The 21,814-nt window shown below is 44.0% G+C and carries 19 protein-coding genes; 10 read left to right on the plus strand and 9 right to left on the minus strand.

Annotated features, from left to right (window positions below; all coding sequences use genetic code 11):
- The first annotated feature begins 51 nt into the window (after nucleotides 1-51).
- The 7 genes from ACT3IB_RS05560 (at nucleotide 52) to ACT3IB_RS05590 (ending at nucleotide 8,960) form a co-directional block, all read left to right on the plus strand.
- Nucleotides 52-1,293 (plus strand): M48 family metallopeptidase, encoded by a 1,242-nt coding sequence (locus ACT3IB_RS05560; protein WP_491538016.1) that lies wholly within the window; start codon nucleotides 52-54, stop codon nucleotides 1,291-1,293.
- Between the two features lie 657 nt (nucleotides 1,294-1,950).
- Nucleotides 1,951-3,069, plus strand: a complete 1,119-nt coding sequence (locus ACT3IB_RS05565; RefSeq protein ID WP_491538017.1) for a trans-sulfuration enzyme family protein — start codon at nucleotides 1,951-1,953, stop codon at nucleotides 3,067-3,069.
- Between the two features lie 60 nt (nucleotides 3,070-3,129).
- Nucleotides 3,130-3,462, plus strand: coding sequence for a hypothetical protein (locus ACT3IB_RS05570; RefSeq protein WP_491538018.1), 333 nt, complete (start codon nucleotides 3,130-3,132; stop codon nucleotides 3,460-3,462).
- Between the two features lie 178 nt (nucleotides 3,463-3,640).
- Nucleotides 3,641-5,437 carry a 2-oxoglutarate dehydrogenase, E2 component, dihydrolipoamide succinyltransferase gene (gene sucB, locus ACT3IB_RS05575; RefSeq protein ID WP_491538019.1) on the plus strand — a complete coding sequence of 599 codons (1,797 nt, stop codon included), beginning with the start codon at nucleotides 3,641-3,643 and terminating at the stop codon, nucleotides 5,435-5,437.
- A gap of 60 nt (nucleotides 5,438-5,497) precedes the next feature.
- Nucleotides 5,498-6,355: a pantoate--beta-alanine ligase gene (panC, locus tag ACT3IB_RS05580; RefSeq protein WP_491538020.1), complete on the plus strand. Its 858-nt coding sequence runs from the start codon at nucleotides 5,498-5,500 to the stop codon at nucleotides 6,353-6,355.
- An 8-nt stretch (nucleotides 6,356-6,363) separates the two neighbouring features.
- Nucleotides 6,364-6,789 (plus strand): aspartate 1-decarboxylase, encoded by a 426-nt coding sequence (panD, locus tag ACT3IB_RS05585; RefSeq protein ID WP_491538021.1) that lies wholly within the window; start codon nucleotides 6,364-6,366, stop codon nucleotides 6,787-6,789.
- Between the two features lie 134 nt (nucleotides 6,790-6,923).
- On the plus strand, nucleotides 6,924-8,960 hold the full coding sequence (locus ACT3IB_RS05590) for a prolyl oligopeptidase family serine peptidase (RefSeq protein ID WP_491538022.1): 2,037 nt from the start codon (nucleotides 6,924-6,926) through the stop codon (nucleotides 8,958-8,960).
- 75 nt (nucleotides 8,961-9,035) lie between these two features.
- Here ACT3IB_RS05590 and ACT3IB_RS05595 read toward each other — a convergent pair whose 3' ends face one another.
- The 5 genes from ACT3IB_RS05595 to ACT3IB_RS05615 all read right to left on the minus strand — a co-directional run bounded on the left by ACT3IB_RS05595 (nucleotide 9,036) and on the right by ACT3IB_RS05615 (nucleotide 14,611).
- Nucleotides 9,036-10,406, minus strand: coding sequence for a dipeptidase (locus tag ACT3IB_RS05595; protein ID WP_491538023.1), 1,371 nt, complete (start codon nucleotides 10,404-10,406; stop codon nucleotides 9,036-9,038).
- Between the two features lie 108 nt (nucleotides 10,407-10,514).
- Nucleotides 10,515-11,297 (minus strand): GW dipeptide domain-containing protein, encoded by a 783-nt coding sequence (locus tag ACT3IB_RS05600; RefSeq protein WP_491538024.1) that lies wholly within the window; start codon nucleotides 11,295-11,297, stop codon nucleotides 10,515-10,517.
- Nucleotides 11,298-11,299: 2 nt separating this feature from the next.
- Entirely contained in the window at nucleotides 11,300-13,087 is a 1,788-nt protein-coding gene (locus ACT3IB_RS05605) for a BatD family protein (protein ID WP_491538025.1), read from the minus strand.
- Complete coding sequence (locus tag ACT3IB_RS05610) at nucleotides 13,071-13,775, minus strand: tetratricopeptide repeat protein (RefSeq protein ID WP_491538026.1); 705 nt, start codon at nucleotides 13,773-13,775, stop codon at nucleotides 13,071-13,073. Before ACT3IB_RS05610 ends, ACT3IB_RS05605 begins: the two co-directional genes overlap by 17 nt.
- Nucleotides 13,776-13,837: 62 nt before the next feature.
- Nucleotides 13,838-14,611 (minus strand): YebC/PmpR family DNA-binding transcriptional regulator, encoded by a 774-nt coding sequence (locus tag ACT3IB_RS05615; RefSeq protein ID WP_491538027.1) that lies wholly within the window; start codon nucleotides 14,609-14,611, stop codon nucleotides 13,838-13,840.
- Nucleotides 14,612-14,811: 200 nt separating this feature from the next.
- Between ACT3IB_RS05615 and bshA the strand changes: the two genes are divergently transcribed.
- Both bshA and ACT3IB_RS05625 read left to right on the plus strand, forming a co-directional pair.
- Entirely contained in the window at nucleotides 14,812-15,963 is a 1,152-nt protein-coding gene (gene bshA / locus ACT3IB_RS05620; protein WP_491538028.1) for an N-acetyl-alpha-D-glucosaminyl L-malate synthase BshA, read from the plus strand.
- Nucleotides 15,964-16,012: 49 nt separating this feature from the next.
- On the plus strand, nucleotides 16,013-16,906 hold the full coding sequence (locus ACT3IB_RS05625) for a DMT family transporter (RefSeq protein WP_491538029.1): 894 nt from the start codon (nucleotides 16,013-16,015) through the stop codon (nucleotides 16,904-16,906).
- Between the two features lie 21 nt (nucleotides 16,907-16,927).
- Here the strand turns inward: ACT3IB_RS05625 and ACT3IB_RS05630 are convergent, their stop codons facing one another.
- Together ACT3IB_RS05630 and sucC are read right to left on the minus strand one after the other, a co-directional pair.
- A complete protein-coding gene (locus ACT3IB_RS05630; RefSeq protein WP_491538030.1) occupies nucleotides 16,928-17,728 on the minus strand; it encodes a TspO-related membrane protein in 801 nt (266 codons plus the stop codon).
- Nucleotides 17,729-17,864: 136 nt separating this feature from the next.
- Nucleotides 17,865-19,079, minus strand: coding sequence for an ADP-forming succinate--CoA ligase subunit beta (sucC, locus tag ACT3IB_RS05635; RefSeq protein WP_491538031.1), 1,215 nt, complete (start codon nucleotides 19,077-19,079; stop codon nucleotides 17,865-17,867).
- A gap of 298 nt (nucleotides 19,080-19,377) precedes the next feature.
- On the opposite strand from sucC, the gene ACT3IB_RS05640 reads away from it, so the two are divergent.
- A complete protein-coding gene (locus ACT3IB_RS05640) occupies nucleotides 19,378-20,277 on the plus strand; it encodes an SMP-30/gluconolactonase/LRE family protein (RefSeq protein WP_491538032.1) in 900 nt (299 codons plus the stop codon).
- Between the two features lie 3 nt (nucleotides 20,278-20,280).
- On the opposite strand, the gene ACT3IB_RS05645 is transcribed toward ACT3IB_RS05640, so the two are convergent.
- Together ACT3IB_RS05645 and ACT3IB_RS05650 are read right to left on the minus strand one after the other, a co-directional pair.
- On the minus strand, nucleotides 20,281-20,631 hold the full coding sequence (locus ACT3IB_RS05645) for a hypothetical protein (RefSeq protein WP_491538033.1): 351 nt from the start codon (nucleotides 20,629-20,631) through the stop codon (nucleotides 20,281-20,283).
- Between the two features lie 115 nt (nucleotides 20,632-20,746).
- Nucleotides 20,747-21,769, minus strand: a complete 1,023-nt coding sequence (locus ACT3IB_RS05650) for a TolB family protein (protein WP_491538034.1) — start codon at nucleotides 21,767-21,769, stop codon at nucleotides 20,747-20,749.
- Between the last annotated feature and the right edge of the window lie 45 nt (nucleotides 21,770-21,814).

Here is a 21,814-nt window from a genome sequence, read left to right on the forward strand (position 1 = left end):
TATATCGTATCAGAATTTGACATCCCAACAATCAGATCCTTTAATAGTTAGATGAATATTTTTGCAGTAATAATTTTAGCAACGCTGGCCATCGATTTTATTCTCAACTTGGTTAGCGATTACCTGAATTTGAAGTCACTTGATGAGGGATTGCCCGAAGAGTTTCAGGATGTTTACGATGAGGAGACCTATGAAAAATCTCAACGTTATACTAAAGAGCGGACGAAGTTTGGGATTTTGACCTCGGTATTTAACCTGGCATTGTTGCTGGCCTTTTGGTTTGCCGGCGGATTTCAATGGCTGGATGAGATCGTACGTAGCTGGGAGCTGGGGGTTATTTGGACGGGTCTCGTTTATATTGGGATGTTGATTCTTGCTAAACAATTGCTGTCGCTGCCTTTCAGCATCTATTCTACCTTCGTAATCGAAGAGAAGTACGGCTTCAACAAAACTACCCCCAAAACCTTTGTGCTTGATCTGGTTAAGGGATTGGGATTGAGCATCCTGCTCGGCGGCCCGTTGCTGGCTGGTATTTTGGCTTTCTTTACCTTTATCGATCAATACGCTTGGCTATATGCCTGGGGCGCGGTAACGGTGTTTACGCTTTTTATTCAGTTTATCGCCCCCACGTGGATTATGCCCATTTTCAACGATTTTGAGCCGCTGGATGAGGATAGTGACCTTCGCCAGAAAATCCGGGATTATGCTGATAAAGTGAATTTTGCCATGGAGGGCGTATATGTGATGGACGGGTCCAAGCGATCCAGTAAATCAAATGCCTTTTTTACGGGATTTGGCAAAAATAAACGTATTGCACTTTACGACACGCTGATTGATAATCACGAGGAAGATGAGTTGGTAGCGGTACTGGCTCATGAGATTGGTCATTACAAAAAGAAGCACATCATTAAAAATATGGCCATTAGCATTGCCCAGACGGGAATTATGTTTTTCCTGCTTTCAATCTTTCTGAATTCGGAAGGGTTGTTTGATGCTTTTTACATGGAGCAAATGTCGGTCTATGCGGGTCTTATTTTCTTTGGGATGCTTTACGCGCCCATCGATATGATTGTATCGGTGTTTATGCAGATTCTTTCCCGAAAATATGAGTTCGAGGCCGATGAGTTTGCCTCAACAACCTATCAAAAAGAGCCCATGATTGCGGCATTGAAAAAGCTTTCCAAGGACAATCTTTCAAACCTGACGCCCCATCCCTTTTATGTATTCTTGAACTATTCTCATCCGCCGGTGCTGGAGCGTATCAAGGCAATTAGGGGAAATCAATCTCCCTAAATTCCTCTTCTCCAAGAGGGATTTAAAGGTTGTATAGCTCAAAGTAAGAGTTCCTCCTTGGCGAAGGAGGACAGGAGGATTGACTTGATTATTCGTCAGGCAAATAGCTTTCCTTTCTGGTTGCAATGCTCCGGCGTTGCAACCAAGACCTTTCCTGACGACGCGGAGCATCGTCAGGAGATAGAGATAATCTATTCGAAAGGGATATTTCTGCTATGCTGGTCCCCACACATCGGGATGCATCAAGAAAAAAAGGACAATGCATATTTTTGTCTACAAAATACCTTCTGCGATACAGAGGTTCGTTATAAACTAAGAAGATGAACAAGCACACAGCGTTCAGCACGAGATACTGGAGTCTCCCCTCTCTCTTATTCTTGTTTCCTACCTCCATGGGGCAGTACAGGGCATTCCGCACCGGAGGTACGGAATGAGGATTTGTTAATTCGAGAGTAAAATAACTGAATTCTTCCTTGGAAAAGCCTGCCTGCGCGGAGCCATTTAATAAGAAAGCTGCTATAAATGTAAAAGTTTCGGCGTAGGCGGGGAGGTCAGGAGGATTGATTTTTGGGTATAATCGGATCCAATATCTACCCTGCAAATCTGCAGTGAATTTTGTTACTTGCCATTCATAATTGCAAATAAATAAGATTTCCCATGCGAAAAGAAACCCAAGCCATCCACGCCGCCATGGAAGTGGCCAACAACAATCCCGATATCGTACCGCCGGTGCATCGCTCGACCGTATATGAACTTGATCAAGAAGGCCGTTCAGAGGGCGACTGGCACTACACGCGGCTCGAAAATCCCAATCGCGTACAGTGGGAACAGGTACTAAAAGTAATGGAGGAAGGCGAAGTGGCTGCGGCTTTTTCAAGCGGGGTGGCAGCGGCGTCGGCTGTGTTTCGGGCCCTGCATCCCGGCGATCATATTATCATTCCCGAAGATGTATATGCGGGTAATCGAAAACTTGTCAATAAGCTGATGAAGCCGTGGGGCCTGCAGGCAGATTTTATTGATATGACAGCCCTGCAAAATATAGCCGACCATATTAATGATGATACCAAACTAATCTGGATTGAAACGCCTTCGAATCCCTTGTTCAGCATGATGGATATTGAGGCGATTAGTGAGCTGGCGCATGAAAATGGAGCAGTAGCTTGTGTGGATAATACCTGGCCCACCCCCATTAATCAGCTTCCGTTGAAGCTGGGGGCCGACCTGGTGATCCATTCCACAACCAAGTATTTCGGCGGACATAGCGATATTTTGGGAGGCGCAGTAATTGCCAGGAAAGAAAATGAGATGTTCGAAAAAATCAGACTCGTTCAGCGCGTGGGCGGTGCAGTACCGTCACCGGATGATTGCTGGATGCTGGCACGTAGTACCCGAACGCTCCCATATCGGATGAAAGGGCACAACGAAAATGCCATGACATTAGCTCGATTTCTGCAAAATCATCATAAAGTAGAAAAGGTTTTTTACCCCGGCTTGGCGACGCACGCTGGACATGAAGTTGCAAAAAAGCAGATGAATGGGTTTGGCGGGATGATTTCCTTTTTGATTGATGGTAATGCCGAGCAGGCCATTAAAATTGTGGGTCGGTCAAAGCTGATTAGCCGAGCTACCAGTTTAGGTGGCGTAGAAAGCACCTGGGAGCACCGTCGAAGCAGTGAGGGCGAAGGCTCGATTACGCCCGAAAATCTGATCCGCATAAGTGTAGGTCTGGAACATGCCGATGACCTGCTGGAAGATCTGGAACGAGCGTTATCATAGAGCGTAGAATCGTATGGTGTATTATTTGAATAAATATACGCCATACGCAACAGGGTACTTATGTCCAAAACCGTCTTCTATATAAAACTGGTTCATTCGTTTCTTTTTTTTCTGATTGGGATAAGTACGATCTACGTTTTTTTAACAGCTGCTTTAGATGAAATAAACAATCTGACTTGGTGGGCGTTTGCGATTGCTGTTATTGAGTTATTGGCTCTTTTGCTTAATAATTGGCGATGTCCGCTTACGGATTTGGCCGAGCAACAGGGCGCTGAAGTGGGCTCGGTGGCTGACCTGTTTTTGCCGGAATGGTTGTCCGAACACTTATTCTCTATTTTCGGGGTATTCTTTGTTATAACCTGCTTTCTTTTGCTGTGGAGAGTATTCTTTTAGTTTAATGAAGTAATTGATACCTATTAACTAAGTGGTTACTTAAATATGGGTATGGTTACCCTATTTATTTTGATCTAATGCCATTTATTGTGATCTTTGAGGGCTGATTTTGAACGCTGTCAGCGAAAGTTTTATTAAAGACGTTACGATCAATTTTTTTAAACTAATCTGAGTACCAATGGCCAGAGTTGAAGTAGAAATGCCCCAGATGGGCGAATCGGTAATGGAAGGCACCGTCATAGAATGGACCAAAGAAGTCGGTGACAAAGTAGAAGAAGATGAAACACTTCTTGAAATTGCTACCGATAAGGTAGATACCGAAGTGCCCTCTCCCCAAGCCGGGATCCTCATTGAAAAGTTAGCCGAAGAAGGTGACACCATTGAAGTGGGTCAGCCTATCGCAGTTATCGAAACGGATGCTGATGCGGCCGACATTTCTGGCGGGGGTGGATCTGCTGAGGAAGAAGCAACGGTCGAAGAACCCGAAACTCAAGAAGAGCCGGAGCAGGAAGCATCTCCTGCGCCAGCGGCTGCGGAGACTGAAGAAGTCGTTGAGGATGATGAAGGGGAACGCATTGAGGTACAGATGCCTCAAATGGGTGAGTCGGTCATGGAAGGAACGGTCATCGAATGGGCTAAAGCCATTGGTGATGAAGTGGAAGAAGATGAAACGCTTTTAGAAATTTCTACGGACAAGGTGGATACTGAAGTACCTTCCCCACAGGCCGGTACGCTGGTAGAGATTCTGGTTGAAGAGGGTGATACCGTTGAAGTGGGGCAGACTATTGCAATTATCGCAACTGGGAAAGTTGCATCAGCCTCAGACGATACGAAAAGTTCTTCTAAGACCGATACTCAGAAGACGAAACAGGAAACTCCATCAACACAGACAACAGAACCACAGCCGGCTCAAACTACAAGCACGAACGGGGCGCCTTCCGGAGGAACGGAGCCGCAACGTATTGGCAGTGACGGGCGATTTTATTCTCCGCTGGTGCGATCCATAGCAAAAGAAGAAGGAATTTCACAGGAAGAGCTGGAAAGCATTGAAGGTTCTGGGCAGGGCGGACGTGTATCCAAGGAAGATGTAATGAGTTACCTTGAGGAACGAAAGGCTCAACCCAAACAGCCGGCACAACCTGCTGCACAGAAATCGGGATTAAGCAAGCCCGGTAAGAAAGAGCCGGCTCCCGCACAAGGCGAGCAGCGTTCTATTTCTGCCGGAGAGCTTGATCTTGAGCGTCCATCCGAAAATGTAGAGCGTGTTAAGATGGATCGCATGCGCAAGATGATTGCCGAGCACATGGTTCGCTCAAAGCAGACATCGGCTCATGTTACGACCTTTTCCGAGGTTGATGTTACAAATCTTGTACGCTGGCGTGAGGCCAATAAGCAGGAATTTAAGGAGCGGGCCGGCGTTAAGTTGACTTACACGCCGCTCTTTATTGAGAAGATTATACAGGCTATGCGCGAATTCCCGCTTATTAATAGCTCAGTGGATACCGAAAATGATGAAATTATACTGAAGCGCGATATAAACTTTGGTCTGGCTGTTGCGCTGGGCGAAGGTGGTAAGGGCGGCTTAATTGTCCCTGTCATTAAGAAAGCTCAGGAAAAGAATTTGGTTGGTCTTGCCAAGTCGGTTAATGATTTGGCTATTAAGGCGCGTAACAAAAATCTGAATCCAGATGATCTTGTGGGCGGTACATTTACGCTTACGAATTACGGAAGCGTTGGCAACTTGATGGGAACCCCCATTATTAATCAGCCGCAAGTTGCCATTATGGGAACTGGCGCTATTGAGAAACGACCGGTTGTCCGTGAAACTTCCGAAGGTGATGTGATAGCCATTCGCCAAATGATGTATCTGTCAATGAGTTATGATCACCGCATTGTTGACGGTGCTCACGGCGGGGCATTTCTTAATCGTGTTAAGGAGCTGTTGGAAAATTTTGATCCCGATCGTGCGGTTTAGTCATCCCAATTTATAATAATGCAGAAGAAGGGGTTTATTATCATAAGCCCCTTCTTTTTTATGATTACTATGGAAGCACAACGAACGGTTGATGACATTCGTGAGAAGGTACGCATCCTAAAGGAAGAAGGGAAGACTGTTGCATTTGTACCGACAATGGGTGCTATTCATGAGGGACACTTATCTCTTTTTCGGCTGGCCCGGAAATATGCTGATGAAGTGGTTGCTTCTATCTATGTGAATCCTGAGCAGTTTGCTCCCGACGAAGATTTTGAGGAATATCCCCGAGAACTCGAAAATGATCTGGCAAAATGTGAAGAAGAAGGGGTTTCTACGGTATTTGCGCCTACGGATGAAATAATGTATCCCGGCAAGCAGTATTTGAGTATCGAAATTGATGAACTAAATGATTTTATGGATGGCGGATCACGGCCAGGATTCTTTGAGGGGATCCTGCTTGTGGTGAACAAGCTGTTCAATATTATTGAGCCCGATTTTGCGGTGTTTGGACAAAAGGACATTCAGCAATTTCGCATCTTGCAGCAGATGGTAACGGAATTTAATCATGATGTGGAATTGATAATGGGACCCATCAAACGAGCGAACGACGGTCTGGCACTTAGTAGTCGGAACGAGTATCTCGATGACGAGCAACGGAAGTTGGCTCCTGGCTTATATCGTTCACTCCAATATGTAGGGAAGCAGATTTCCGATGGAGCGAAAAATGTGAAATTGTTGTTAGAACATCAGAAAAACGAATTGGAAGCAAAAGGGTTCGAAATTGATTATCTTAACTTGTTTTCTTTCGAGAAGATGAAACCGGTTTCGAAATGGAAGTCCGGTAATAAATATATTTTGGCCGGAGCCGTTTATCTTGGAGAAACACGCTTAATTGATAATATCATTATTGAAAAATAGTTACGATCATGACGTTAACGATGTTCAAATCCAAATTACATCAAATGAAGGTAACCGAGGCAAACCTTCATTATGAGGGAAGTATCACGATTGACCAAGAGTTGCTTGATGAAGCCGGCATTCTTCCATACGAAAAAGTTCAGGTCGTAAATATAATGAATGGTGAACGCCTTGAAACCTATATTATCCCCGGAGATGCCGGATCGCGTGTTTGCTGTTTAAATGGAGCCGCGGCGCGAAAGACACAAGTGGGCGATCGGGTTATTATTATTTCGTATGCCGAGATGACACCCGAAGAAGCTCAGGATTTTAAGCCCAAAGTGGTTATTGTGGATGAAAATAATGATCCCAAAACCATTGTGGACGAAACAGAGTATGCCACAAAATATGATCTTGAAAAGGGTATTGTAGATAATACGGTAGTGGACGAGTAGGCTATATATTATTATCATTTACGATTTTTAAAACCCTCAGGATTTGCTTTCTTGAGGGTTATTTTTATTTAAGGAAGAGCATATACTCAAAAGAGAAACTCTGTGATTTTTCCCATTAATAAAATCGATCTTTTATGAAACGTTTATTACTTGCCCTATTCGCTATTCTTTTGATGCCCATGATGACTATGGCTCAGTCGAGTCAGCCATTTAGCAGTATGGATGTGTTTGAATTACAATGGGTGCAAGATCCGCAAATATCTCCTGATGGCGAACATATCGTTTACGTACGCGGACAGATGGATAAGATGAAAGATCGTCGTACTGGTCGGCTGTGGATGATGGACGCCGACGGATCTAATCACCGTAAACTCACCGACCGAGATGTTAGTGAAGGCAACGCACGATGGTCGCCCGACGGCAGCCGCATTGCTTTTACTTCATCAACGGAAGATGATGGCAGTGAAATTTATATTTACTGGATGGAAAGCGGCGCCATGTCGCGCATTACACAGCTGGAGCAGTCGCCAAGTGGAATTGCGTGGTCGCCCGACGGAGAACGTTTGGCTTATAACATGAAAGTGAAGGAACCAAATCCCAAATTGGCGGATTCCAAACAACCTCCCGAAGGCGCCGAATGGGCCGATAATCCTCGAGTTACAACCCGGTTGAATTACGAGTCTGACGGCTCAGGCTATATTGATCCGGGTTATACCCACATTTTTACCGTGCCAGCCGAGGGCGGAGCGCCGCGTCAAATTACGAGCGGTGATTATCATTATTCAGGGGATCCCGTTTGGAGTAGCGATGGAGATCAGTTGTTATTTTCGGCAAATCTGAACGAAGACTGGGAGCAAGACCGTCGGGAATCAGAGCTTTATAGTGTTGATGTAGAAAGTGGCGACGTGGAACAACTGACTGATCGAGACGGACCAGATTACAGTGCTGCGGTATCGCCCGATGGAGAAACAATCGCTTACCTGGGATACGATGACAAGGTGCAGACCTATCAGCTTACTAAACTTTATACAATGAGTGTTGATGGGAGTAATAAACAGGAAGTTGAGCTGAATTTAGATCGCAGTATTTCATCCATCCAATGGGATGAAGACGGCCAAGGCCTGTATTTTATGTATGATGATGAAGGCAATACTAAAGTTGGTCATACCACCCTTGATGGAAAAACGTCGGTCGTAGCAGAAAATGTGGGCGGAACTACTGTGGCACGTCCCTACGGCGGTGGCTCGTATTCAGTGGCTAAAGATGGCACCATAGCCTATAATGAAACTACGCCCTACTATCCTGCGGAGTTGGCAACGACATCGAGGAATAAGGATGGAAGAACGAAAGTTACCGGTTTGAATGATGCACTGCTTGATTATCGTAATTTGGGGCAGGTCGAAGAAATTTGGTACACCTCTTCCGTAGACGGACGCAAGATTCAGGGCTGGATTGTTAAGCCGCCAAACTTTGATCCCGATAAAAAGTACCCATTGGTAGTTGAAAATCATGGCGGACCTATTTCGAATTATGGCGATCGGTTTTCTCCTGAAATTCAGATGTATGCTTCGGCCGGTTATGTGGTGTTCTATCCCAATCCGCGGGGCAGTACCGGGTACGGAGAAGAATTTGGCAACTTGCTGTACCACAACTATCCCGGCAATGATTACCACGATGTGATGGATGGCGTCGATGCTGTGCTCGATAGAGGATTTATAGATGAGGATAACCTTTTTGTGACGGGAGGAAGTGCCGGCGGAACGATGACCTCGTGGATGGTTGGCAAGACCGATCGTTTTGACGCTGCAGCGGTTATCAAGCCGGTGATGAACTGGATCAGTAAAACACTTACGGCCGATAATTATTACGGCTATGCTCACTACCGGTATCCGGGTCAGCCGTGGGAAAATTTCGAAGCCTACTGGGAGCATTCTCCCATTTCTCTGGTCGGCAACATTGAAACGCCAACAATGGTGATGGTCGGAACTGCTGATCTGCGTACACCGCCTTCGGAAGCAAAACAGTTGTATAGTGCGCTGCAGGTACGCGAGATTGAAACAGCATATATAAAAATGCCGGGTGCTTCACACTTTATTTCTGATCGTCCCAGCCAGCTTATCGATAAGGTCAAAAATATTATTGCTTGGTTTGAGCGATATCGGACGGATTAATAATGAGCTCAATTAAAAAAAAGGCCACGAACAAATAAGAGTCCGTGGCCAGAAATTAGCTAAAACCATTTAACATTAGCTGTAATCGGGAAGCAGTTTAAAAAACTTAGCCGAAGTGTGTATGCCCCGGTAGAAATCCTTGAGAGCAAATTTTTCGTTGGGCGAATGGATGGCGTCACTGTTAAGGCCAAAACCCATCAGTATAGATTGCGCTCCCAGTATTTTCTGGAAGTCTGCAACAATGGGAATAGATCCGCCTTCGCGAGTGAAAAATGGTTCTTTGTCATACACTGCTTTAAAGGCATCGGCCGCTGCCTGCAGTCCATAAAATGATAAATCCGTGATGGCCGGATGTCCTCCGTGATGCTCGTTTACCTCAACAGTAACAGTATCCGGAGCTAGTGACTTGACGTGCTCTTTAAAGAGTTTCGCAATTTTTTTGGGATCCTGGTCGGGAACCAGCCGCATGCTTACTTTAGCACCCGCTTTGGCCGGTAGTACCGTTTTGGCACCTTCGCCCTGATAGCCACTCCACATACCATTTACATCCAGGGTGGGGCGGGCAGAAGTGCGCTCCAGCGTATTATAACCTTTTTCTCCCTTCAACGCTTTGAGCCCAAGCTTGTCTTTGTATTCTTCTTCGTCGAAAGGCAATTTAGCATAGGTCTCCCGATCTTCTTCAGTGAGTTCAATCACATCATCATAGAATTCGTCAATCTGGATAACGCCGTCATCATCTTTTAGCTGTGAAATAATTTCGCAAAGTACATTAGCCGGGTTATCGACAGCACCGCCATAAACGCCGGAGTGCAGATCCCTGTTGGGCCCCTGAACGTTTATCTCCATATAAGCCAATCCGCGTAGCCCATAAGTGATCGAAGGCGTATCTTCTGCAAACATGGCCGTATCTGAAATAAGTACCATATCGCATTCAAGCAGATCTTTGTGCTCCTCAATAAATGGTACCAGGTTGGGAGAACCGATTTCTTCCTCCCCTTCAAAAATGAACTTGATATTGACGGGAAAATCAGTGTCTGTTTTTTGGTAGGCTTCCAGCGCTTTTACGTGCGTAAACGATTGTCCTTTATCGTCGCTGGCACCCCGGGCATAAATATCACCGTCCCGAACTTTTGGATCAAAGGGAGGGGTTTCCCACATATCCATGGGATCAGGCGGTTGAACATCGTAATGACCATAAACTAACACCGTAGGTTTGGATTCATCCGTGATCAGCTCGCCATACACTATGGGATTGCCGTTAGTTTCAAAAACCTCTGCACGGTCGAGGTCGAGGCTGTTAAGTTTATCAAGCAAAAAGTTAGCGGCATCGATGACCTCATTTTTATATTCCGAATCGGTGCTGATGCTGGGAATGCGTAAAAAATCGAATAGTTCGTGCTTGAACTGTTCTTTGTTAATGTCAATATAATCGGCTACTTCAGACATAATAAAATAATTGTGATTTGTCCTTGTTAGAAGATTTAGGTGTTGCGTATTTCGTACTCCGTTTTGAGTACATGAAACGCACTACGATATACGCAAAAATTACATTAGTCAGAGTATAAGTATATCGCTGTTGGGAATCCATCCGTACAGGCCATTGCTCATGCGAACGTATGCCCATTTTTGCTCCGACTTGCTTCGTCGATGGTCAACAGTAAAGGTATAGCCTTCGTAAGCGCGACTGATAATGGAGGCTTCTTCGGAGGGTTCTTCCAAAACGGGTACCTTTTCAGTTACCATCACCGCTTTACTGTATCGTTCACTAATATATTGCGTGTAGAAGCTGGAGGCGATAATGAGTATTGCTGTCCCTATGAGGGAGAGTCCCACGATGCGTAATATGTTAGGATAGGCCTGCAAAAACCATTTTGCAATAAAGATAAACACTCCAACATTTAAAGTGATGATTCCTATCAGTAAAAGGTTCTGAGCTCCGATATGTTCCTGCAGCCAGTCGGTAGCGATATCCCAGGGTAGCTTGGGCAGCACGGCTGATTGCCGGCTAAACCGTGATTCTATAAACTGCAGTGCTTTTTGAGCTTGCTGTTCGGTTTCCTCAAATTGTGAAGCTTTTAAAAAGTAATACTTTGCCACTCCCAGCGAGTCTATGCGTTGATAGCTGATTCCCATGTTTAAGAATAGGCCACCGGAGACAGTGTTTTGATCCTCAAGCTTTTGATATAACGATAGGGCTTGTTCATAGTTACCTTCTTGGAGCATTTCATTGGCATCATCAAAAAGAGCCTGGGCATTTTGCTGAGCAAAGCTGAGGGTAGTAAATCCACCGAAAAGAAAAAGAAAGAGAAATATTTTTGGGAATCGATTGCTAATCACGGTTATAATACTTTTTGTAGTTTTTCGAGCGTACTTTCTGCCAAACCAACATGTGATTTAAGATAAGCATGTGTGGTGTCTGGAGCGTAACTGATCGTAGCGCATTTTTCCAGCAGCATGTGTACGTTCTTAACCAGGTTTTCTTCGATGTTATGTTCTTTTAGTGCTTCTATATAGTCTTGGTTAGACAACCCTGCTTCCGGCATATTTAGTCGATCGCTGATAAAACCAGTTATCGCTTTTTGTAATAGATTATAGGCCTGCTTTATATCTCCCTGTTCGGAAACTTCAATAGCATTTTTCAGGCGCTGCTGTGCTTTGTCTGATGCTTTGACTGATCGGGCAAAAGCAGTATCTGTTTGCATTTTCTCGGCATAGGACTTACGCCAGTATGCTACCCCGAAAAATGTCAATGGGAGTATAAGTCCTGCCCAAAACCACCATAAACCCAGAAGGTTGGCTGGCTCGGGTGATATTACGATCCAGCTTGCAAGACCTGTGATTGGAGAAACAGGAAACTGACCGGAGTTTTCAGAGGAAGCAATAGCTTCCGGATTCTCATCAATAGAAAAGGTAAATGCTTCGAGCGTGGTGGTGACATATTGGTCGCGTGAGGCATTATAGTACGAAACTTTTTTCGCAGGAATGGTATAATTACCAGGTGAACGGGCAATAATAACATCAGTAAATGACTTGCTTCCGCTAATAGTACCGTTTTTTCGATTAAGTCGAGTTTTTTCCTGCGGTTCGTAAATTTCAAGTCCCTCGGGCAGCTCATAATTGGGTTTTGAAATAAGAGGGATGTTACCGGAACCTCTTATATGCGTTTCAATTTCGATAGATTCTCCAACAAGAGCATTGCTGGTGCTGATGCTTCGGGAAATATCAAAATTGCCGACTGCACCAATATAGGTGGCATCATCGGTAGGAGAAAGAGGTTGTACATTAACAGTAATTGGATCGCTGGATAGTTCTACCTCTCGCTGGTTACTGCCAAAACCGCTAAAGAAGCTGCTAAACGGGTCGTTGCCGGATCGGGCTGAGCGGACGGCTACAACAATTTTATAAGGACTAATTTCCAGTTCCCCTGATTTTGTAGGGAATAGCGAAAATTGGAGCAGTCGTGCTTTGCGATATCGAATGCCATTTAAAACGGTGGATTCAGCACGGGGTCGACCGGAATTTTCCAACTCTTCTTTCCAAAATCCCTCGGCTTTCCATCCGGGTACGGGTTGGTAAGAGTTTACTTCCAATCCATCCCTGAAGTATAGAATAACATCGGTAATAACTTGTTGTCCTGTGACCGGTTGTTTATCGGAAACTTCGAGTTTTAGAAAAATATCGGGTTGACCCGAAGAATCGTCTGACGTGGCTGATTCGCTCTGATCAATCACATTAACCGAAATGGTATCAGTGGTGTAGGTTTCTCCATCAATCGAAACACTGACACTCGGCAATTGATACTTCCCCTGTTTTTGGGCAATGAGATAATAGCTGTAGGTGTATGAGACCGTGCTTTGGCCGTTTACATAACGATAGCTTCGAGAGGTGGAGGGATTGTCACTCAGTAAACGAAAATTTTCAAACTGAGGCAGTTCAGGTCGGGACACATTGTTAAAGTTGCCACTTATCGAAATTGAAAGACTGACACGTTCACCTGTATAAACCGTAGTCTGTGATAAGCTGGCTTCGACGGAAACATTCGATTGTGCCCAACTGTATGGATTTCCAAGCAGTAAGAAAACCAGAAAAATACCGACTGTAAAAAATGCTTTACCAATCTTTCTCATTGGAACTGTTACTGGACTTCGTTTCCTGTTTCTTGAATTGTTTAAGCAGTTCCTTCTCTTTCTGTTCCAAGGCTTTTAATATCTTTTGTGCCTGGGCCTTGCTCATCTTTTGGGGCTGTTGTTGGTTCTGCTGATTCTGTTGATTTTTCTGCTGGTCTTGCTTGTTTTGTTGATCCTGCTGTTGGTCTTGTTGCTGATCTTGGTTTTGCTTGTTATTCTTTTGCTGTTGTTTGTTTTGTTGGTTCTGTTGGTTTTTATTCTGCTGATTCTGTTGCTGCTCCTGCTGCTTTTTCTTGGCAAGCTCAAAATTATGTTTTGCATCTTCATCTCCTGCCATGTAACGAAGCGATCTTTTAAAATAGTCAACAGCTTTATCCCATTTTTGATTATCGGATAACACCTTGCCAATATTATAATTGGCTTTTGCTTTTTCTACAGCACTGTTGGTCATCGATTTATATTGCTCAAAGGTGCGGATTGCTTCTTCGGTTTGTCCCGATTGAGCCAGGGCCGAGGCCAAGTTGAAATAGAGTTTCGCGTTTTCGGGCTCGGCATCAATCGCTTTTTTATACAGCGTGACGGCTTGTTCGTAGTTGCCTTTATCATAGGCTTCATTGGCCTTGCGGGCATCTTCTATGGAAGCTCCCAGCAGTAAAAGACTTATCAAGATAGCCCAAATGTATCGCATTGTGTTGTCCTTATTTAGAATTCATCACATTAACGAGAAAGAAGAACGAAAAATTGCAAAAATCAGTCCATTTGCTCTGCTATAGCCAGCGTTTCGTCATCCATTTTCATATTGGTAAACACATTGGATACATCATCATTATCTTCAAACTTTTCAATCAGCTTAAAGTTTGATTCTGCCACATCTGATTCTACTTTAACTTCGGTCATGGGGATGCGAATCAGCTCGGCAGAATCAATATCGTAGCCCATCTCCTCAAGCTGGTCATTAACTTCGTACATCGATTCGCGACCGGTGGTTACATTCAATACCTCGCCATCGGTATCAATATCTTCTGCCCCGGCATCAATGGCTTGCAGCATAAATTCTTCTTCGTCTATTTCGTGATCTTGGTCTTCCTTTTTTATGCGGATCATCCCTTTTTGTTCAAACAGATAACCGACTGAACCGTCCGTACCCAAATTGCCCCCGTGAGATGAAAAGATATGGCGAATCTCTCCCACGGTGCGATTGTAGTTGTTGGTCGTTACTTCAATGAAATAGGCGATACCACCGGGACCGTAGCCCTCATAGGTCGCTTCTTCATATTTGCCGTCGCCCTCATCAAGTTCTCCCGTGCCTTTTTTGATGGCCCGCTCGATGTTATCCTTGGGAACATTATCGCTTTTGGCGTTATTAATGGCTGTATCAAGCCTGGGATTCATTTCCGGATCGCCACCCCCCTCGCGTGCAGCAACAGAAATTTCACGCAGATGCTTGTTGAAAATCTTATTCCGCTTTTTGTCTTCTTTCTTTTTTTTATGCTTTATATTAGACCATTTGGAATGACCAGCCATAAGTTTATATCTATTTTTTGAACAAAAAGTGTGTTTAAGTGCAGTGGATCTCCAAAAAATCCTAAGCCCTTAATATAATAGATAACTGACTTTGCACCTAATATGGGATTGTAGGAAATGAGATGCTCTGTTATTTTGTTAGAGGTAAGATGTTAGATGTAATTAAGTATTCCCGGATTAACTTTTTAAGAATTTATTAGATGAATATTGGAATTGTTTGTTACCCAACATTTGGGGGGAGTGGTGTAGTCGCCACAGAATTAGCGAAGGGATTAGCCGAGCGAGATCATGATGTTCATATCTTGAGCTATGCGCGTCCGGCCCGTTTAGATACGTTTCGGACGAACATTTCGTATCACGAAGTCAATATGAATACCTATCCGCTCTTTGAATATCCCCCGTACGATCTGGCTTTGGCCAACCAGATGGCAAGCCTTATCGAATACGAAAAAATTGATGTTCTGCATGTGCATTACGCTATTCCGCATGCTACCAGCGCATATTTGGCCAAGCAGATTTTGGGAGAAAAGGCAAAACACGTTCCGCTTGTTACAACGCTTCACGGTACCGATATTACTATTGTGGGGAGTGATCCGAGCTATAAAAATGTGGTCGACTTTTCAATCAACCAGAGTGATGGCGTTACGGCGGTATCGGAATATCTTCGTGAGGAAACGTATGAGCGTTTCGATATCAAAAAGGATATTAAAGTTATTCCTAATTTTATTGATTTGGACCGTTTTCAGAAGTCGGACCAAAACCATTTTAAAAAGGCAATTTGCCCAAATGATGAAAAGGTGGTGGTGCATGTTTCGAATTTCCGAGAAGTAAAGCGGGTTCCGGAAGTGATAAGCGTGTTTGCGCGTATCCTGGAAAATGATATCAAAGCGAAGCTGTTGTTGGTTGGCGATGGTCCTGATCGGCAACGAGCCGAGCAGCGATGCCGTGAGCTAAAAATATGTGATCAGGTCCGCTTTTTGGGGAAGCAAGATCAGGTAGAAGATATTTTATCCATTGCCGACCTTTTTCTGATTCCATCCGGTTCTGAAACCTTTGGTTTGGCCGCCCTTGAAGCTATGAGCTGTAGCGTCCCGGTGATCAGTTCAAACATAGGTGGATTGCCCGAAGTGAATATCCATGGCGAAACCGGCTACCTTTGTGATTTAGACGATATCGATTGTATGGGCGACTATGCCGTTGAGATATTGTCGGATGAAAGTTTACACAAAGAGCTTGCACAAAATGCCCGAAAACAGGCTGAAACATTTGAAATGAGTAAAATTATCAGCCAGTACGAACAGTATTACAAGGAATGCAGGCAACAGATGTCACCGTCAGATAAAGTTAGATAACCTTTTTTTTATATATTCTTCCTTCACTTCTGCCTAACAGATATTTCCTATGACTGATTCGCGGGTTTCGTTACGTGCCATTGGATACATCATTTTCGGTGCGGCAATGGTAAGCTTTACATCAGTGTTGGTGGAGCTGGCGAATGTTGGGCCTACCGTTTCTGCTTTTTACCGAATGCTTTTTGGCGGACTTATCCTGTTGGGAATCACAATGATCAAACGTGATCGGTTATGGTTTGGGATTAAGAGTCTGGCTATTCCGTTTGTTTGTGCCTTTTTGTTTAGCATGGATCTTTTTTTCTGGCACCGGAGCATTAATTTTGTAGGCCCGGGGCTGGCTACCATCCTTGGAAATATGCAGGTCTTTTTTGTTGCTATACTGGCCGTGTTTTTTCTAAAAGAAAAGCTTGGGTGGCGATTGCTGGTAGCCATTCCTTTTGCAGTTGTTGGGCTGTTTATGATTGTCAGAACAGGGTGGGGAGAACGCGGAGGTGCCGTTGAGATGGGAGTGCTTTACGGATTACTCACGGCACTTGCCTATGCACTTTATATACTTACACTACGTAAATCGCAGTCGGCAGGTTATGAGCTCCGCTTTTCATTAATTCCCAATATGATGTGGATTAGCCTGATGTCAGCCGCTATTTTGGGAATCACAGTTGTAATCGAACCCAGTGCTCATTTTTCTATTCCGGACTTGCAAACCTGGTGGGCTTTAATCGGACTTGGAATTGTTGGACAGGTTCTCGGATGGGTTTTTATATCCAAAGGACTGCCACAGGTAAATGCGTCGGTGGCAGGGCTGGCATTACTGCTTCAGCCGGCACTGGCATTTGGATGGGATATACTGTTCTTCGACCGTCCGACAACAGTGCTAGAATATATTGGTGCTGCCGTAGTATTGGCCGCTATTTACCTGGGAGCAACGAAAACTAAAAAGTAAAAGAGTAGCTGCTTAAAACAGCTAGTAGTCATTCATCATCTGCTTAAGTTTGATGTGGGGAGCCGTTGCGCGGTTTTGATAACCGTGAATAGCAATAGCTGCAAATAATATCGCCGATACACTAGCAGCAGTAACAACAATTGGTTGATGATCACCCCAGTTGGCAACGGCCACAGCAGTCAATCCCCAAATACCTACTAAAGCAAATTCGCGCATATTGCGTGTTATAATCATAAATAAGTTAATCAACCCTGCTGTGATAATCATGATGATGGCCCATACTGGATCACTTATGCCCCAGCCTTGCCACCCTGCTTTTGTGAGATAAGCCGAGATATTCGCAATGACGGCTACGGTAATCCACCCGGAGTAAAAGCAAAACGGCCACCAAAGCAGAAGGATGATTGGAAAAGGGGCATCCCAGCGCTCCATGTTGGTGTTGATGATGATCTTAATCAGCGAAAACAGTAGAACGGATATCATTAAAACGGATAGGCCGATGTAATCATATATCCAGGTGATAAGCCATAAGCTATTGGCAAAGCAGCTAATCACAAACCACCAGCCTATTTGAAGGATAAAATCATCATTTTTGGTCTCCTTGAAAAGTCCCTGAGCCTGATAGATAACAAAGCCCGCAAGCATCAGGTAGATTAATCCCCATATTGAAAATGCATAGCCCGCCGGAGTAAAAAGGTTTGCATATCGGGCTGAAATGTCACCAATTGTCTGACCGTTGATGAGCCCGGCGCCTGCCACATAATTGAAAATAATGGCAACAACGAAAGCTATGATGTTAGTAATTTGAAGTGTTTTTTTCATGATAACAATCCGTATTCATTGTATTCGCTGTGCATGTGCACAAAACCGATATGCTGTTTATACTGTTCCTCCAATTAAAAAACCCTGTCAGAGTTTGGAACTCTGACAGGGTTCAAGTCTAAATATATAACCTAATTTACGAAGCTGGTGCCAGTACTTTAGAAACCTCTTCGGCTGCTTCTTTTAGAAGAACGGCAGAGATCACATTCAAGTCTGAGTTGTCGATGATCTCTTTTGCTTCTTCGGCATTGGTACCCTGCAGACGGACAATAATGGGTACGTTTTCCACTTTCTCAGCAATTTCGGGATCTTTAACGGCTTCAATAACACCGTTGGCTACGCGATCGCAACGGACAATTCCACCGAAGATATTGATAAGAATTGCTTTAACGTTTTCATCTTCCAAAATAATGCGGAAGCCATTTTTGACAGTTTCGACATTGGCACTACCGCCCACATCCAGAAAGTTGGCCGGTTCACCGCCGGAAAGCTTAATGATATCCATGGTAGCCATAGCCAGTCCTGCGCCATTTACCATGCAGCCGACATTCCCATCGAGTTTAATGTAGCTGAGTCCATATTCGGAGGCTTCGAGCTCAACAGGATTCTCTTCTGATTTATCGCGAAGTTCTTCAATATCAGGATGACGGAAGAGCGCATTGTCGTCGAACGTCATCTTGGCATCAAGGGCCATTACATCGCCACTTGGAGTAAGAACCAGCGGGTTGATCTCAACCATATTGGCGTCCGTTTCCAGATAACAGTTGTACAGCGCCATGATGAACTTCACGGCCTTTTTGAAGGCGTCGCCTTCAAGGCCGAGTGCAAAAGCTAAGTGTCGGGCTTGATTGTGCTGAAGGTCCATGCCAGGCTCAACCCACTCTTTGACAATCTTTTCAGGGGTTTCTTCGGCAACGGTTTCAATATCCATGCCGCCTTCGGTAGAAACCATAATAACGTTTTTGCTCTTTGCACGATCGAGCAGTATACCGAGATAAAATTCCTGTTCAATTTCAACGCCATCGGTAACATAGATGCGCTGAACTTTCTGTCCCTCTTCGCCGGTTTGCTTGGTTACTAATACATCGCCAAGCAGTGATTCGGCCGCATTGCGCACCTCATCAAGCGTTTTGCAGAGGATTACGCCACTAGCACCGCTGTTTTTGGTTTTTCCTTTACCACGTCCACCGGCATGAATTTGGGCCTTGACAACAAAAAGAGATGATCCATTTTCTTTCATCTCTTTAGCTGCCTTAACGGCTTCGTCAACCGAAGTGGTTGCTACACCGGCCGGAACGGCAACATTGTAATCTTCTAAAAGTTCTTTTGCTTGATACTCATGAATTTTCATAACAACAATCGTATAGTTAGTAATTACCTCAGTTTAGCTCGTCAAAATAGGATGTTGTGAACATCCCGAAATACCGTATCAAAATTGAGCGATTAATATAACAAATGAATGGCAAGAATTTTAGGGCTTTGGGGTTAAATATTTTTATTGAGGACAGATTACTTTTCCGTCGTTGCTCATTTTTAGGGTGATGTTTTCTTTAGTAAGTTCCAAGCTCTCAAGCCTAAAGGTTTTTTGTTAGGTTGGGGAAGGAAAAAGTGAAGTAAATTTCAGTGCAGTAAAACAAACCAAGGTTATTATGAAAAAAATAGTTAAAGTCTTTCTTTCATCACTTATGTTGATCGTTTTGCCGGCTATGATAGCATTTGGACAGCAGGTTGTTGATGAAGATGCTGAACCCGAAGTGATTACAGAGGGATATGAATTTACCGAAGGACCGCTTTGGCACGAATCGGGTTATCTGTTGTTTAGCGATATCCCGGCTAATACTGTTTATAAATGGATGCCCGGTGAAGGATCTGAGATATACCTAAAACCCAGCGGTCATTCTAATGGTCTTGCTTTTGATCAGGAAGGGAACCTTCTTTTGGCTCAGCATGATGGTCTTGTCTCACGATTATCGAAGAATAAAGAGCTTAAAGTAGTAGCTGACAGTTATAATGGTAAACGGCTTAATAGTCCTAATGACCTTGCGATAAAATCGGATGGTTCCATCTACTTTACGGATCCCCCTTTTGGTGTTTCGGATGAAGACAAGGAGCTGGATTTTAATGGCGTGTACCGTTATTCCGAAGAGGATGGCCTGCAACTACTTGTTGATAATTTTGATCTGCCCAACGGCATTGTCTTTTCCCCGGATGAGTCTCGCATCTACGTAAATGATTCTCGTCATAATCATATCCGCGTATTTGAAGTACATGAAGACGGATCATTAGCAAATGGAAGTATATTTGCCGAAATGGAATCGGATGCTGAGGGTGCGGCGGATGGCATGAAAGTCGACACTGAAGGTAATCTATATTCTACGGGGCCCGGAGGGTTGTGGATTTTTTCTCCGGAAGGGAAATTGCTGGAGCAAATTGAAACGCCAAAGCGCATAACAAATGTAGCTTGGGGAGGAAGTAACTTTAGTTCTCTTTTTCTAACGGCACCTAATGTGGTTTATAAGCTTGAGACTAATAAAACAGGGATGAAATAAATATTATTCTATCAGGGTGGTTCTGGTTTTTTGTTTTGCGGAAAGGATAAGAGGATAATGGGGTAATTTTTTAGTCCATATTTTCTCTTGTCCTTCCGGAACTCCCACAACTGTCCAATTTGATTCTACGCTGCTTTCCAAGCTTGATAGATCAATTGGCTGCAGCGATAAATCCATCAAGAAAGTATTAGCTTCAGGGACTGTTACATTCCCAGTAAAACGTACATCCAGCTGTCCTGGAACTAATTCAGTAGTGGTTGTAGAATTGACAGGATTTGCATCTTCACAACCAACTATAAAAGTGGATATTATTATTAATAAGCTGGATATGGATATAAATATTGCTCGTTTCATAATCGAAGACCTTTGTTTGAGACAGATATCCTTTTATAACTGTAAACAGGCTACTTTAGCATCTAAAAACTAAATTAAAGCCGGCCTGGAAACGTTCACTGCGGTTAATATCTAATTATCGGTACATGTTGATTTTAAGCTTTCGCAGGTTGCTTCCATCCTTCTCCATAATATAAATCTCCGACTTTCCGCTGCGATCAGAACTAAAAACTATTTCATCGCCGTCCGGAGACCACGAGGCGTAGTGATCTTTTCCGGGATGTCCCGTTAAGCGTCTCAATTCGGAACCGTCAGCTTTAATAGTATAAATATCAAAACTGCCAAAGCGGTTCGAAGAAAAGACCAGGTATTCGCCGTCCGGTGACCATTGTGGGCCCAAATCAAAATGATGATCGGTGGTAAGCTGTTTGATATTAGATCCGTCGGCATCCATTACATAAATGTCGAAATTTTCGTTACGATTTGATGCAAATGCAATATCACTGTCATTGGGTGACCAAATAGGGTCTACCTCGTATGAGTGTGGAGAATACGTTAGTCGGGTTTGATTGCGTCCATCGGGACGCATTTTATAGATTTCAAGATTGCCATCCCTATCGGAAAGAAAAAGAATATGTCGACCATCCGAAGAAAAGAATGGGTATACATCGGTGTCTGAATTATCGGTAAGTTTGCGGATGTGATTACCCCTGTAGTCGCGCAGATATATTTCCATGTCACCATCTTCACTCGAGTGATACACCACATTTCGGCTGTCGGGCGACCATGAGGGCATATCAACATCACGAGCCGAATTTATAGGAAAGTCCTTCTCTTTGTGGTTCTCACCTTTATACTTAAGATCATAATAATGCTGTCGCTCGCGCTCAGAAAAATAAGCCAAGCGTTTCCCATTCGGAGCCCATGAAGGATAATAATCATTGGCGGGATGACGGCTCATATTTTGAATTTCACCGCTACTTAAATCAATAACATAAACATCAAAATTGCCGTTAACAGGCGAAGCGAAAGCAATTTCGTTTCCGGTGGGTGACCAATAGGGATGGATATTTCCTGCAGACTCCGGTGTTGACAGCTGCGCCAGGCTGTGCCCATTGATAATTGATAGTATGCTAATAACTATGAGAAAGCGTTTCATGGTTCGCTCCTCTTTTTTAGTAATGGTTTTAATAACATTACTAAA

The organism is Fodinibius sp. GM21 (genome assembly GCF_058386955.1).

What these genes read in the sequence shown, in the direction of transcription:
- ACT3IB_RS05560 (WP_491538016.1), top strand. Translation starts at nt 52, where the DNA reads ATGAATATTTTTGCAGTAATAATTTTAGCAACGCTGGCCATCGATTTT.
- ACT3IB_RS05565 (WP_491538017.1), top strand. Translation starts at nt 1,951, where the DNA reads ATGCGAAAAGAAACCCAAGCCATCCACGCCGCCATGGAAGTGGCCAAC.
- ACT3IB_RS05570 (WP_491538018.1), top strand. Translation starts at nt 3,130, where the DNA reads ATGTCCAAAACCGTCTTCTATATAAAACTGGTTCATTCGTTTCTTTTT.
- sucB (WP_491538019.1), top strand. Translation starts at nt 3,641, where the DNA reads ATGGCCAGAGTTGAAGTAGAAATGCCCCAGATGGGCGAATCGGTAATG.
- panC (WP_491538020.1), top strand. Translation starts at nt 5,498, where the DNA reads ATGATTACTATGGAAGCACAACGAACGGTTGATGACATTCGTGAGAAG.
- panD (WP_491538021.1), top strand. Translation starts at nt 6,364, where the DNA reads ATGACGTTAACGATGTTCAAATCCAAATTACATCAAATGAAGGTAACC.
- ACT3IB_RS05590 (WP_491538022.1), top strand. Translation starts at nt 6,924, where the DNA reads ATGAAACGTTTATTACTTGCCCTATTCGCTATTCTTTTGATGCCCATG.
- ACT3IB_RS05595 (WP_491538023.1), bottom strand. Translation starts at nt 10,406, where the DNA reads ATGTCTGAAGTAGCCGATTATATTGACATTAACAAAGAACAGTTCAAG.
- ACT3IB_RS05605 (WP_491538025.1), bottom strand. Translation starts at nt 13,087, where the DNA reads ATGAGAAAGATTGGTAAAGCATTTTTTACAGTCGGTATTTTTCTGGTT.
- ACT3IB_RS05610 (WP_491538026.1), bottom strand. Translation starts at nt 13,775, where the DNA reads ATGCGATACATTTGGGCTATCTTGATAAGTCTTTTACTGCTGGGAGCT.
- ACT3IB_RS05615 (WP_491538027.1), bottom strand. Translation starts at nt 14,611, where the DNA reads ATGGCTGGTCATTCCAAATGGTCTAATATAAAGCATAAAAAAAAGAAA.
- bshA (WP_491538028.1), top strand. Translation starts at nt 14,812, where the DNA reads ATGAATATTGGAATTGTTTGTTACCCAACATTTGGGGGGAGTGGTGTA.
- ACT3IB_RS05625 (WP_491538029.1), top strand. Translation starts at nt 16,013, where the DNA reads ATGACTGATTCGCGGGTTTCGTTACGTGCCATTGGATACATCATTTTC.
- ACT3IB_RS05630 (WP_491538030.1), bottom strand. Translation starts at nt 17,728, where the DNA reads ATGAAAAAAACACTTCAAATTACTAACATCATAGCTTTCGTTGTTGCC.
- sucC (WP_491538031.1), bottom strand. Translation starts at nt 19,079, where the DNA reads ATGAAAATTCATGAGTATCAAGCAAAAGAACTTTTAGAAGATTACAAT.
- ACT3IB_RS05640 (WP_491538032.1), top strand. Translation starts at nt 19,378, where the DNA reads ATGAAAAAAATAGTTAAAGTCTTTCTTTCATCACTTATGTTGATCGTT.
- ACT3IB_RS05645 (WP_491538033.1), bottom strand. Translation starts at nt 20,631, where the DNA reads ATGAAACGAGCAATATTTATATCCATATCCAGCTTATTAATAATAATA.
- ACT3IB_RS05650 (WP_491538034.1), bottom strand. Translation starts at nt 21,769, where the DNA reads ATGAAACGCTTTCTCATAGTTATTAGCATACTATCAATTATCAATGGG.